This window comes from Streptomyces sp. RB17 (assembly GCF_009604455.1).
Taxonomy (GTDB): Bacteria; Actinomycetota; Actinomycetes; order Streptomycetales; family Streptomycetaceae; genus Streptomyces.
In genome coordinates this window covers 43,381-56,454 of the sequence record NZ_WEGL01000003.1, presented here as the reverse complement: position 1 = coordinate 56,454, position 13,074 = coordinate 43,381, and the positions used below count along the sequence as shown (strand labels likewise).

Below are 13,074 nucleotides of genomic sequence, written 5' to 3'. Positions count from 1 at the left end.
GCGGGTCACTTGCCGCCGTTGATCGCGGACTCCTTGACGGCGCCGTCCTGGGCACCCCACTTCTGGAGGATCTTGGCGTACTCGCCGTTCTTGATGATCGCGTTCATCGCGGCCTGCAGCGCGTCCCGCAGCTGGGTGTCCTTCTTGGCCACGGCGATGCCGTACGGCGCCGCCTCGACCTGCTGGCCGACGACCTGGAAGTCCTTGCCGCCGCCGGAGGTCTTCACCGCGTACGCGGCGACCGGGAAGTCGGAGGAGGCCGCGTCCACACCGCCCGAGCGCAGCCGGGTCTGGGACTGCTGGTCGTCGTCGAAGGGCTCGATGGTGAGCTTCTTGCCGCCCGGACACTTCTTGGCCTCCTGCTTGGCCAGGTCCTCCGAGACGGTGCCGCGCTCCACGGCGATCTTCTTGCCGCACAGGTCCGACCAGCCGTTGATGCCCTGGGTGTCGCCCTTGCGGGTGTAGATGGAGACACCGGCGGTCAGGTAGTCGACGAAGTCGACGCCCTCGCCGACCTTCTTGCCCGTGTCCGGGTCGACGCCCTCCTGGCGGTTCTTGTTGTCGGTCATGGCCGACATGGCTATGTCGTAGCGGCCCGAGCGCAGGCCGGTGAGCAGGGCGTCGAACGTGCCGTTCTGGAACTCCAGCGTCACGCCGAGCTGCTTGCCCATGGCCGCCGCGAGGTCCGGGTCCAGACCGACCGCCTTGCCGGAGGAGTCCTTGAACTCCACCGGGGCGTACGCGATGTCCGAACCGACCTCGATCTTGCCCTTGTCCCGGATCTCCTTCGGGAGCTTGTCGGCCAGGGGGGCACCGGCCGTGGACGCGCTGTTGGAGCCCTTGTCGTCGTTCTTGGTCTGGTCACCGCAGCCGGTGAGCAGCAGGGCGCCCGCGACCGCGATCACACCGGCCGCTGCCAGACGGGAGCGTGCGGCGTTCGTACGACGGGTGGAGCTTGCGGTCATCGTGGTTCCTCCGGCGGATGGGAAAGGTGCCGATGGTCAGCGAGAGCACACACCTTCGGGTGTCGCGACCTCGTGGGTTTACCGCATCTTGCCATTCGGACTACGCCATCCAGGGGGGCCGACATGTCAAAATCGGATAACGGGTCACCCCCGAACCGCATCAGGTCGGTACATCCTTGGTCGTTCACCACCGAACCATCTGCGGGAATCCAGTCATCCGGCCGGAGAATCTTCGGCACGTCTCACGATGTGGTCAGCGCGGGCGCCTGCGTACCAGCGTCTTCACGCGCCCCGCGCGGTTGTCAGCCGCGTGTCACCTCGGTGTGGCTTTCCGGTTCCGAGATGTGACCTTGCACCTAATGGACTCGTCGTGGGCACCGTCCGTCCGGTAAGAAGGTTCTTTACACCCCTCATCCGGGGCTCAGGGCGCGTGTGCGGCGCGCCCGTCGCGTATGGCCCGTACGTATCAGCAATCGGGCGGTACGCGGTGCCCGCCCACCCCTCACCAGGAGTGGTCGACCCTCAAACCATGCATACCTAAGGGGTACAACAAAGTGGCAGCGGAGATCGTCAATCCTCGCAGCGACAGCAAACCGGACCAGGACGGCGGGGCCGAGCCCCTCGATTCCTTCGATCCGGTGTTCGCGCTGCACCGCGGCGGCAAGATGGCTGTGCAGGCCACCGTGCCGGTCCGCGACAAGGACGACCTTTCCCTCGCGTACACGCCCGGCGTCGCGCGCGTGTGCACCGCGATCGCGGAACAGCCGGAGCTGGTCAACGACTACACGTGGAAGTCGTCGGTGGTCGCCGTCGTGACCGACGGTACGGCCGTGCTCGGACTCGGGGACATCGGTCCCGAGGCCTCCCTCCCGGTGATGGAGGGCAAGGCGATCCTGTTCAAGCAGTTCGGCGGCGTCGACGCGGTGCCGATCGCGCTCGACTGCACCGACGTGGACGACATCGTCGAGACCGTCGTCCGGCTCGCCCCGTCCTTCGGCGGAGTGAACCTGGAGGACATCTCGGCACCCCGGTGCTTCGAGATCGAGCGCCGGCTCCAGGAGCGCCTGGACATCCCGGTCTTCCACGACGACCAGCACGGTACGGCCGTCGTGACGCTCGCGGCGCTGCGCAACGCGGCGCGGCTCAGCGGGCGCGAGATCGGGCAGCTGCGGGCCGTCATCTCGGGCGCCGGCGCGGCCGGTGTGGCCATCGCCAAGATGCTGGTCGAGGCCGGCATCGGCGACGTGGCGGTGGCGGACCGCAAGGGCGTGGTCTCGGCCGACCGGGAGGACCTGACCCCGGTCAAGCGGGAGCTCGCGGGCTTCACCAACAAGGCCGGCATCAGCGGCTCGCTGGAGGACGCCCTCGCGGGCGCGGACGTCTTCATCGGCGTCTCCGGCGGTACGGTCCCGGAGGAGGCCGTGGCCTCCATGGCCGAGGGCGCCTTCGTGTTCGCGATGGCCAACCCGAACCCCGAGGTGCACCCGGAGGTCGCCCACAAGTACGCGGCCGTGGTCGCGACCGGGCGGTCCGACTTCCCGAACCAGATCAACAACGTGCTGGCGTTCCCGGGCATCTTCGCGGGCGCGCTGCAGGTGCGGGCGACTCGGATCACCGAGGGGATGAAGATCGCTGCCGCCGAGGCGCTGGCCGCGGTGGTGGGGGATGACCTTGCCGCCGACTATGTGATTCCGTCGCCGTTCGACGAGCGGGTCGCTCCGGCGGTTACCGCGGCGGTGGCGGCCGCTGCTCGTGCCGAGGGCGTTGCTCGTCGCTGACGTTGCGTTGAATGGCCCCGTCCGTTTGGGCGGGGCCATTTTCTTTCCCGCCCGCATCTGGTGCTGCCGCAGGTGGCCTTGACGGGTCGGTGCCGGGCTGCGCTGCATGGGTGGCCGTGGGCAAGAGGGCATGTGTCACAGGCCCCCGCGGTTCCGTCGGCTGGTTGGCGCACCTATCGTCGGCTGCATGTTCGCTGCCTACGCCGCCCGAATCGACCGCGACCAGCCGCTCGACGGCCTGGAGTTGGGGGAGCGTCCGGCTCCCGAGGCCCGGCCCGGCTGGAGCACCATCACGGTGCGTGCCGCCTCCCTCAACCACCACGACCTCTGGTCCCTGCGGGGCGTCGGCCTCGCGGAGGACAAGCTGCCGATGATCCTCGGCTGCGACGCCGCCGGCGTCGACCAGGACGGCAACGAGGTCGTCCTGCACTCCGTCATCGGCCAGACCGGCCACGGCGTCGGCCCGGACGAGCCGCGCTCCATCCTCACCGAGCGCTACCAGGGCACCTTCGCCGAACAGGTCGCCGTGCCGACCTGGAACGTGCTGCCCAAGCCCAAGGAGCTGTCCTTCGCCGAGGCGGCCTGTCTGCCGACGGCCTGGCTGACCGCGTACCGGATGCTGTTCACCAACGCCGGGGTACGGCCCGGGGACTCGGTCCTCGTGCAGGGCGCGGGCGGCGGTGTCGCCACGGCCGCGATCGTGCTCGGCAAGGCGGCGGGGCTGCGCGTGTTCGCGACCAGCCGGGACGAGGCCAAGCGGAAGCGGGCGCTGGAGCTCGGGGCCGTGGAGGCGGTGGAAACCGGGGCCCGGCTGCCGCAGCGGGTGGACGCCGTCATCGAGACCGTCGGCGCCGCCACCTGGTCCCACTCGGTGAAGTCGCTGCGGCCCGGCGGCACGATCGTCATCTCCGGCGCCACCAGCGGGGACCGGCCCGCGCACGCCGAGCTGACCCGGATCTTCTTCCTCGAACTGAAGGTCGTCGGCTCCACCATGGGCACCAAGGAGGAGCTGGAGGACCTGCTCTCCTTCTGCGCCGCCACCGGGGTACGGCCCGTCATCGACGAGGAGCTGCCGCTGGACCGGGCCCGAGAGGGCTTCGAACGGCTTGCGTCCGGCGAGCAGTTCGGGAAGATCGTGCTCACCAACTCCTGAGGTCCTTCGGGACAGCGGTCGTCGGGCGGGTCCGGGTGTCCGGGCCCGCCCTTTCGCATGCCGGGCCATGTCAACCGGGGTTGACATGGGGGTGATGTCAACGTAGGTTGACATCATGACCGAAGCAACCGATCTTGCCGAGCGCGCCGGCGACCGTGATCCGCGGGTCGGACTGCGGGCCGTGTCCGCGCTGCGCAGGCTGCTGGAGCAGCTGGAGGCGGTGCAGGTGCGCAGTGCGCGCAATCAGGGCTGGTCGTGGCAGGAGATCGCCGCGGAGCTCGGCGTCAGCAGGCAGGCCGTGCACAAGAAGTACGGGAGGCAATGATGTTCGAACGCTTCACCAAGGACGCCCGCGAGGTCGTGAAGGGCGCGCTCGTCCACTGTGAACGCTCGGGTGAACAGACCGTCGGTGCCGAGCACCTGCTGCTCGCCCTTCTCGACCGTGAGGGCAGCCGTGCCTCCTTCGCGCTGGCAGCGCTGGGGCTCGGGGAGCGCAAGGCGTCCGTACGGGAGGCGCTGGACGAGGCGCGGCGGCGGGCCGGGCTGTCGCGGGCCGACTCGGACGCGCTGGCGGGCCTGGGGATCGACGTGTCGGAGATCGTCGCCCGGGTCGAGGAGGCGCACGGTGCCGGGGCGATGTCCGGCGACCCGGAGGACCGGCGCCGGTGGCCGGGACGGCGGCCGGGCTTCGGCCGGGGTGCCAGGAACGTCCTGGAGCGCTCGCTGCGGGTCGCCGTCGGGCACCGCGACCGCCACATCGGGGACGAGCACCTGCTGCTGGCGCTGACCCTCCTGCCCGGGGTGGTGGGCGAGGTGCTGGCGGACCACGGGGTGACACACGCGTCGGTGACCCGCGTGCTGTACGGCGCGGGGGAGGCACAGGCCGGCTGAGGCGCGGCTCGGCCGAGGCACCGGCCGGTCGCCGTCCCGCCTTCGCGGTAGGCAGCGGCCGGGGGATGGGCAGGCGTTCCCCCCGGACCGGCTGCCCGCCCCGCCCCCCTGCGCCGCCAACCCGCCCCGCTTGCTCAGGGCTCAGGCCGGCTGCTCGCCCTGCTCCCCTGTGCCGGCAACCCGCCCCACATGCTCGGGCCGGCCCGCTCTGCTCCCTCCGGTGGGGTGCCCGCCCTGGCTGGCTGCCTGCCCTGCTCCCTCTGGCTGCCTGTCCTGCTTCCTCGGGCCGGCTGCTCGCCCTGCTTGCCCAGGCCGGCTGTCCGCCCTGCTTCCCCCGGCGGTCTGCTCGCCCTGCTCCCCCGGGTGGGCTGCCTGTCCTGCCCTCGGGCAGGCAACCCGCCCTGCTTCCCCCGGCGGTCTGCTCGCCCTGCCCCCCCGGGTGGGCTGCCTGTCCTGCCCTCGGGCAGGCAACCCGCCCTGCTTGCCCAGGCCGGCTGTCCACCCTGCTCCCCCCGGCGGGCTGCCCGCCCCGCTCCCCCGGGTGGGCTGCCTGCCCTGCTTCCTCGGGCGGGCTGCCCATCCTGCTTCCTCGGGCCGGCTGCTCGCCCTGCTTGCCCAGGCCGGCTGCTCGCCCTGCTTGCTCAGGCCGGCTGCCCACCCTGCTTGCTCAGGCCGGCTGCCCACCTTGCTCCCTCGGGCCGACGGCCGTCCTCCCCGTCAGGCCTTCGGTGTCCGCAGGAGTGCGCCGATGTGGGCCGCCGCTGTGGACAGATGGCGGCGGGCCTCCCGGAGCTGGGTGGGGGTGACTCCGTGGTCGCGGGCCGCGTCGCGGATGTCGTCGCGGAAGCGGTCCAGGAGACGGTCCAGGTCGCGCGCCGGGTCGCCGGTGGCGTCCTCGTGGGCCCAGGTGGGTTCGTACTCGGCCGGGAAGTCCTCGTCGGGGGCGACGTAGTGCGCGTCCGACGGTGTGTCGGCGGGCTTCGCGGCCGGTTCCCCGGGGGTGCGGGGGGAGCCCCAGGCCTTGCCGAAGTCGCCCAGTTCCCTGGCCAGTTCGGACAGGCCCTCGCGGACGCCCGTCGGCCAGTCGCCCTGGGCGAAGTGGTCCTGGACGCGGTCCTGGACCTGGCGGGCGATGCGCTGCATCTCCTCCTGCGCCTGGGCCCGCGCCCGCGCCTGTGCCTCCTGGGCCTGACGGCGGGCCCGCTGGGCCTCCTCGCGGGCCCGGCGGCTCTCGTCCTTGGCGCGGCGGGCCTGTTCCTTCCACTCCTGCTTGACCCGGCGCATCTCCTCCTTGGCGGTCTTCCAGGCCTCCTTGTCGCCGAGGTCGCCGTACTCCCCGTAGGAACCCGCGCCGCCGCCCGCCTTCGCGCCGCGACGGGCCTCGGACGCGGCGGCGCGCATCTCGCGGCGCAGATCGCCGGCCGCACCGCGCACGTCGGCCTTTATCTCGGCGGCCAGTTCGGCGACCGACTCGCGGATCTCCAGCTCCAGGTCGGCCAACTCACCGCTGCGGTCGGCCAGTTCGGCGCGGCCCGCGTCCGTGATGGCGTACACCTTGCGGCCGCCCTCGGTGGTGTGCCTGACCAGGCCCTCGGCCTCCAGCTTGGCCAGCCGGGGGTAGACCGTGCCCGCCGAGGGCGCGTACAGCCCCTGGAAGCGTTCCTCGAGGAGCCTGATCACCTCGTAGCCGTGGCGCGGGGCCTCGTCGAGCAGCTTGAGCAGGTACAGGCGGAGGCGCCCGTGGGCGAAGACGGGGGGCATGTCAGAGCACCTTCTTGTCGGTCGTGCCGTCGGCCGGGGCGTCGGTGCCGTCGGAGGCGTCGGCGCCCTGGCCGGAGACGGAATTGTCCCCCGGAGCGGCCGCGGCTCCGGCGGCGGGGGCGGTGCCGGCGTCCCGTGGGGTCCCGGAGGGCTCGGTGGGCCGGGTCCCCCACGAGGTGTGCGCCTCTTCCTCCTCGCGCGGCGGGCGGCGCAGCAGGGCGATCGAGCCGGAGACCGTGGTGGCCCGCAGCCTGCCCGTGCCCGCGCCGAGGCGGCCGGTGATCTTGTGGGCGCCCCACTGGCCGTGCACCCGCAGTCCGTCGAAGGCGTTGGAGATCGTGCCGCTCGCCGTGTTGGCCTCCACCTCGGCGTCCGCCGGGTGCGGCAGGCGGATGGCGATCTCACCGGAGACGCTGGTGAGGCTGACCTCGGTCGGGCCGTCCGGGTCCAGGTCGATGATCATGGAGCCGCTGACGGAGTCGGCGCGGACGGAGCGGCCGGAACCCTCGACCACCGTCAGGTCCCCCGAGACCGAGTTGAACCGCAGGTCGCCGGTGACCGCCTGGGCCTCCAGGTTGCCCGACACGGTGTCCGCGCGGACCGGGCCCGAGACGCCGACCAGAGTCGTGTCACCGGTCACTCCCTTGACCACCGCTGGGCCGCGGATGCCCGAGACGACCGCACCGGCGCCGACCACGCCCACCTCGACGCGGGTGTCGGCGGGCACCGCCAGGGAGACGACCGCGCTGCGCCGCCAGCCCTTGCGGTCGAGCCACTTGAGGAAGCCCTTCCAGGGCAGGTCCTCGTAGGCCACCGTCAGGGTGTCGCCCTGCTGGGTGACCACCAGGGGTGGGCCTTCGATCTCCGAGATCTCCAGGCGGGCGGAACCTTCGTCCGTGCCCACCACGTTCACCGTTCCGTTGACGATGCGGACCTGGAGGTCGCTCACGCGGGAGTCGAAGGTCAGCTTCTGGGGCTCGTCGACGGACCACTCGGGCATGGGAGACCTCCTAGGGCCAGGCACGGGTATGACACGCCATATCGCGTCCTCTGTGAAACACGATATATCGTGGCCGTCGGAAGTCAAGGCACTCTTTCGCGTGAGTGCCCACGCCTCATATCGGGCGTGAGGTGGGCGAACTGCCTAGCGTGTGGGCATGCCGACGGACGCGTTCCAGGGCGGACAACGGGCCGCCGCCGCCACCGGGGCCCTGCTGCTGTGCCGGGCCGAGCCGGAGTCCGTCGCGCTTCTCGCCCCGCTGCTGCACGAGCGGATGGCGCTCCTGCGCGCGGGCGAACGCTGGACCGTCCTGGTACCGGAGGGGCGTCCTTTCCGGGGGACCGGTGCCGGGAGCGACCCGGTCGACCGGGTGCTCACCGGATGGGCCTCAGCGCTCGCCGTCGGGTCGTCCTGGCCCGTGCTCGCGCTGTGGTGGGACGCCGACCGGGTCGGTTACACCCTCGCGTCGGGCTTCCGGCGCCCCGTGGGGTACGTCTGGCTGGCCGACGGCAGGCCGGCGGGGGAGGACGAGGCCATGCGGACCTTCGCGGCTCGGCTGGGGCTGGATCCGGTGCTGGACGTCCAGGCCCTGGACGGGCTGACGGCGCCGGCCTCCGACGCGGACGGGCGGGCACGGATGCGGGGGCTGATCGCCGTCCTCACGCGCGCGGGTGTCGCGTTGCCCGCGGGTCTCGTGCCGGGGGAGAGCGCCGAAGGGCTGCTGGAGGCGGCGGCGGGGGCGTCGGGCGGGGTGCGGTGGGTCGAGGGGGCCGGGTGGCGGGAGGCGGTGGTGCGGACGGAACCCGTGCCGGGTGAGACGAGCCGCGGCGCAGAGCCCGGGCTCGGCGTGTGGTTGCCGGGTTCGGGCGATCCGCGGGCTCGGTGGCTCGGGATGGCACAGGTGGGGGTGGGAGCGCCGGTCACCGTGTGGGGGATCTGGCGACGGAGCGCGGGATGGGTCGCGGCGGGGGTACTGCTGCTGGCCCACGGCGCGCTGGGGATGGCGTACGAGGGAATGCGCGGGCATGGCTGACAGCGCGCCCCGGGGCCACGGCGCGGTGCGCTGCCGCCGGTCGGCCTCCGGGGTGCCCTGAGCTGCGCCTGAGCGGGGGCGGGGCCAGAGGGGGTATCCCCAGTGCGCACCCGTGCCGCCCTGGCGGAGGCACGACTGCCCACAGCCTCCGGACCCCTGACGGTCCACCCCCGAACATTGCATACGCTGTAGTTGCAGCCATCACCGGCACGGATGTTCACGCAGGAGACGCACCCCATGTACTTCACGGACCGCGGTATCGAGGAGTTGGAGAAGCGGCGCGGCGAGGAGGAGGTCACCTTCGAGTGGCTTGCCGAGCAGCTGCGCACGTTCGTGGATCTCAACCCCGACTTCGAGGTGCCCGTAGAGCGGCTGGCCACGTGGCTCGCCCGGCTCGACGACGAGGACGACGAGTAACGACTCTCGACCACGTCCACGAAGCGGCAGAAGAGGCAAAGGGCCCGGTACCGAGGAAGAACTCGGTACCGGGCCCTGAGCGTCGGCTGAACCGGCGGAGGCCTACGCCTCGAACACCTCACGCACCAGCTGCTCCTGCTCGGCCTGGTGGCGCTTCGCGGAGCCCACCGCCGGCGAGGAGGAGTGCGGACGCGAGATGCGCCGCAGGCGCTCGCCGTGCGGGACGTCCGCGCCGACCGCGAGGTCCAGGTGGTCGATCAGGTTGAGCGCGATGAACGGCCACGCACCCTGGTTCGCCGGCTCCTCCTGCGCCCACAGGTACTTCTCGGCGTTCGGGTACTTCTTGATCTCCGCCTGGAGCTCGGCACCCGGCAGCGGGTACAGCCGCTCGATGCGGATGATCGCGGTGTCGGTCACGCCGCGCTTCTGCCGCTCGGCCTCGAGGTCGTAGTACAGCTTGCCGGCCACGAAGACGACCTTGCGGACCGCGGCCGGGTCCGCCGTCGCGTCGCCGATGACGGGACGGAACTGACCCGACGTGAACTCCTCCGTCTTCGACGCGGCGGCCTTCAGGCGCAGCATCGACTTCGGGGTGAAGACGATCAGCGGCTTGTGGTGCGGGTTGTGCACCTGCCACCGCAGGAGGTGGAAGTAGTTCGACGGCAGGGTCGGCATGGCGACCGTCATGTTGTTCTGGGCGCAGAGCTGGAGGAACCGCTCGACACGGGCCGAGGAGTGGTCCGGGCCCTGGCCCTCGTAGCCGTGCGGCAGGAGCAGGGTGACGCCGGACGTCTGGCCCCACTTCTGCTCGGCCGCCGAGATGTACTCGTCGACCACCGTCTGGGCGCCGTTGACGAAGTCGCCGAACTGCGCCTCCCACATCACGAGCGCGTCGGGGCGGGCCAGCGAGTAGCCGTACTCGAAGCCCATGACCGCGTACTCGGACAGCAGGGAGTTGTAGACGTTGTAGCGCGCCTGCTCCTCGGCGAGGTACTGCAGCGGGGTGTACTCCTCGCCCGTCTCGCGGTCGATGAGGACCGCGTGGCGCTGGCCGAAGGTGCCGCGCTGGGAGTCCTGGCCGGACAGCCGGACCGGGGTGCCCTCCAGCAGCAGGGAGCCGACCGCGAGGGTCTCGCCCATGCCCCAGTCGATCGTGCCGTCCTCGACCATCGTCGCCCGGCGCTGCAGCTGCGGCAGCAGACGCGGGTGCACGTGGAAGGAGTCCGGGATGTTGACCTGGGACTCGGCGATGCGCTTGACGACCTCCGAGGAGATCGCGGTGCTCACGGCGACCGGGAAGTCCGCCTGCGGGTCCGACACCGGGCCGGTGCCCTGCTGGGCCGTGACGGCCTCGCGGACCTCCGTGAAGACCTTCTCCAGCTGCCCCTGGTAGTCCTGCAGGGCCTGCTCGGCCTCTTCCAGGGTGATGTCGCCGCGACCGATCAGGGACTCGGTGTAGAGCTTACGCACCGAGCGCTTCTTGTCGATCAGGTCGTACATCAGCGGCTGGGTGAAGGCCGGGTTGTCCGACTCGTTGTGACCGCGGCGCCGGTAGCAGATGAGGTCGATCACCACGTCCTTGTTGAACGCCTGGCGGAACTCGAAGGCCAGACGGGCCACGCGGACCACGGCCTCCGGGTCGTCGCCGTTCACGTGGAAGATCGGGGCCTCGATCATGCGGGCCACGTCCGTCGCGTACATGGAGGAACGCGAGGACTCGGGGGCCGCGGTGAAGCCGACCTGGTTGTTGATGACGATGTGGACCGTGCCGCCGGTGCGGTAGCCGCGCAGCTGCGACATGTTCAGGGTCTCGGCCACCACGCCCTGGCCCGCGAAGGCCGCGTCGCCGTGGATCGCCACCGGCAGGACCGTGAAGTCCGTGCCGCCCTTGTTGATGATGTCCTGCTTGGCGCGGGCGATGCCCTCGATGACCGGGTCGACCGTCTCCAGGTGGGACGGGTTGGCGGCCAGCGAGACCGCGATCTGCTCGCCGTCCAGGCCCGTGAAGGTGCCGCGGGCGCCCAGGTGGTACTTCACGTCGCCGGAGCCGTGCATCGACTTCGGGTCGAGGTTGCCCTCGAACTCGCGGAAGATCTGCGCGTACGACTTGCCGACGATGTTGGCGAGGACGTTCAGGCGGCCGCGGTGGGCCATGCCGATGACGACCTCGTCCAGGCGGGACTCCGCGGCGGAGTCGATCACCGCGTCGAGCAGCGGGATGACGGACTCGCCGCCCTCCAGCGAGAACCGCTTCTGGCCGACGTACTTGGTCTGCAGGAAGGTCTCGAAGGCCTCCGCCGCGTTCAGCCGGCGCAGGATGCGCAGCTGCTCCTCGCGCTCCGGCTTGGAGTGGCCGCGCTCGACCCGGTCCTGGATCCACTTGCGCTGCTTGGGGTCCTGGATGTGCATGAACTCGATGCCGGTGGTGCGGCAGTACGAGTCGCGCAGCACGCCGAGGATGTCGCGCAGCTTCATCATCGACTTGCCGGCGAAGCCGCCGACGGCGAACTCGCGCTCCAGGTCCCACAGGGTGAGGCCGTGCTCGACGATGTCCAGGTCGGGGTGCTTGCGCTGGCGGTACTCCAGCGGGTCGGTGTCGGCCATGACGTGACCGCGGACCCGGTAGGAGTGGATCAGCTCGAAGACGCGGGCGGCCTTGGTGACGTCGTCGTCGTGGGACGCGTCGATGTCCCTCAGCCAGCGGACCGGCTCGTAGGGGATGCGCAGCGCCTCGAAGATGTCGTCGTAGAAGCCGTTCTCGCCGAGCAGCAGGTTCGCGACCTGGCGGAGGAACTCGCCGGAGGCGGCGCCCTGGATCACCCGGTGGTCGTAGGTCGACGTGAGCGTCATGACCTTCGAGACGCCGAGCTTGTTCAGGGTGTCCTGGCTGGTGCCCTGGAACTCCGCCGGGTAGTCCATGGAGCCGACGCCCATGATCACCGACTGGCCGGGCATCAGACGCGGCACGGAGTGGACGGTGCCGAGGCCACCGGGGTTGGTCAGGGAGACCGTGACACCGGTGAAGTCGTCCATCGTCAGCTTGCCGTCACGGGCGCGGCGGACGATGTCCTCGTAGGCCTGCCAGAACTCGAAGAAGTTCAGCGTCTCGGCCTTCTTGATGGCGGCCACGACGAGCTGGCGGTCGCCGTTGGGCTTCACCAGGTCGATGGCCAGGCCGAGGTTGACGTGCGGCGGCTTGACGAGGGTCGGCTTGCCGTCCTTCTCGCCGAAGGACCAGTTCATCGCCGGCATGGCCTTGATGGCCTGCACCATCGCGTACCCGATGAGGTGCGTGAAGGAGATCTTCCCGCCCCGGGCGCGCTTGAGGTGGTTGTTGATGACGATCCGGTTGTCGAACAGCAGCTTCACCGGGACCGCGCGGACCGAGGTGGCGGTCGGCAGCCCCAGGGAGGCGTTCATGTTCTTGGCGACGGCGGCGGCCGGGCCGCGCAGGGTCACCAGCTCGGGGCCTTCGGCGGCCTCGGCGGCGGGAGCGGCCTTGGGCTTCGGCTGAGCGGGCGCCTGTGCGGGCTGCGCCGGCTTGACCGGGGCCGGGGCGGCCGCCTTCGCCGCGGGGGCGGGGACCTGCGCGACGGGGGCCGGAGCGGCCGGAGCGGCGGCCTGCGGGGCCGGAGCGGCCGGCTGGGCCTGGGGAGCCGCGGGCTGGGCCGGAGGGGCCGTGGTGGTCTCTGCGGCCCCCGCGGCCGCAGTACCCGCCGCGGCCGGGGTGGCAGGAGCACCCGGCTTGTAATCGGCGAAGAAGTCCCACCAGGCGCGGTCTACCGAATTCGGGTCCTGGAGGTACTGCTGATAGATCTCGTCGACGAGCCACTCGTTCGGACCGAACGCGGCGGCCGGGTTCTTCCCGGCTTGGTCGTCGGTGGAGACGCTCGGGTTACTGGGGGACTGTGGCGACACGGCGGCAACCGCCCTCTTCCGCTTCACAAGGTGATGGACAGCGGAAATAAAGGCTACGCCTCCCCGGCCGCGAAGGTCAGGTCGAGCAAGGTCATCGTCGCGTAAGTCACATCAGAAATCTTGTTTCAGGGCTTGATATGGCGGGAAACAAGCGTGGT

10 protein-coding genes are annotated in these 13,074 nt (G+C 71.1%); 6 read left to right on the top strand and 4 right to left on the bottom strand.

Features of this window, described 5'->3' with window-relative positions; all coding sequences use genetic code 11:
• Positions 1-5: 5 nt before the first annotated feature.
• Positions 6-965 carry an ABC transporter substrate-binding protein gene (locus tag SRB17_RS13850; protein WP_153538479.1) on the bottom strand — a complete coding sequence of 320 codons (960 nt, stop codon included), beginning with the start codon at positions 963-965 and terminating at the stop codon, positions 6-8.
• A gap of 554 nt (positions 966-1,519) precedes the next feature.
• Between SRB17_RS13850 and SRB17_RS13845 the strand changes: the two genes are divergently transcribed.
• The 4 genes from SRB17_RS13845 (at position 1,520) to SRB17_RS13830 (ending at position 4,787) form a co-directional block, all read left to right on the top strand.
• Positions 1,520-2,743 carry an NADP-dependent malic enzyme gene (locus SRB17_RS13845; protein ID WP_323375469.1) on the top strand — a complete coding sequence of 408 codons (1,224 nt, stop codon included), beginning with the start codon at positions 1,520-1,522 and terminating at the stop codon, positions 2,741-2,743.
• 187 nt (positions 2,744-2,930) lie between these two features.
• Entirely contained in the window at positions 2,931-3,896 is a 966-nt protein-coding gene (locus tag SRB17_RS13840) for a zinc-binding dehydrogenase (protein WP_153538477.1), read from the top strand.
• Between the two features lie 115 nt (positions 3,897-4,011).
• Complete coding sequence (locus SRB17_RS13835) at positions 4,012-4,221, top strand: helix-turn-helix domain-containing protein (RefSeq protein WP_121405930.1); 210 nt, start codon at positions 4,012-4,014, stop codon at positions 4,219-4,221.
• Positions 4,221-4,787 (top strand): Clp protease N-terminal domain-containing protein, encoded by a 567-nt coding sequence (locus tag SRB17_RS13830; RefSeq protein WP_153539607.1) that lies wholly within the window; start codon positions 4,221-4,223, stop codon positions 4,785-4,787. The genes SRB17_RS13835 and SRB17_RS13830 overlap by 1 nt, the downstream gene beginning before the upstream one ends.
• A 717-nt stretch (positions 4,788-5,504) precedes the next feature.
• Here SRB17_RS13830 and SRB17_RS13825 read toward each other — a convergent pair.
• Together SRB17_RS13825 and SRB17_RS13820 are read right to left on the bottom strand one after the other, a co-directional pair.
• A complete protein-coding gene (locus tag SRB17_RS13825; RefSeq protein ID WP_153538475.1) occupies positions 5,505-6,548 on the bottom strand; it encodes a PadR family transcriptional regulator in 1,044 nt (347 codons plus the stop codon).
• Between the two features lies 1 nt (position 6,549).
• A complete protein-coding gene (locus SRB17_RS13820; RefSeq protein ID WP_153538473.1) occupies positions 6,550-7,548 on the bottom strand; it encodes a DUF4097 family beta strand repeat-containing protein in 999 nt (332 codons plus the stop codon).
• A 157-nt stretch (positions 7,549-7,705) separates the two neighbouring features.
• Between SRB17_RS13820 and SRB17_RS13815 the strand changes: the two genes are divergently transcribed.
• Together SRB17_RS13815 and SRB17_RS13810 are read left to right on the top strand one after the other, a co-directional pair.
• Positions 7,706-8,581 carry a hypothetical protein gene (locus SRB17_RS13815; protein ID WP_153538471.1) on the top strand — a complete coding sequence of 292 codons (876 nt, stop codon included), beginning with the start codon at positions 7,706-7,708 and terminating at the stop codon, positions 8,579-8,581.
• Positions 8,582-8,818: 237 nt separating this feature from the next.
• Positions 8,819-8,998 (top strand): DUF6104 family protein, encoded by a 180-nt coding sequence (locus SRB17_RS13810; protein WP_003992906.1) that lies wholly within the window; start codon positions 8,819-8,821, stop codon positions 8,996-8,998.
• A 102-nt stretch (positions 8,999-9,100) separates the two neighbouring features.
• Here SRB17_RS13810 and SRB17_RS13805 read toward each other — a convergent pair whose 3' ends face one another.
• Positions 9,101-12,916: a multifunctional oxoglutarate decarboxylase/oxoglutarate dehydrogenase thiamine pyrophosphate-binding subunit/dihydrolipoyllysine-residue succinyltransferase subunit gene (locus SRB17_RS13805; protein ID WP_323375464.1), complete on the bottom strand. Its 3,816-nt coding sequence runs from the start codon at positions 12,914-12,916 to the stop codon at positions 9,101-9,103.
• Between the last annotated feature and the right edge of the window lie 158 nt (positions 12,917-13,074).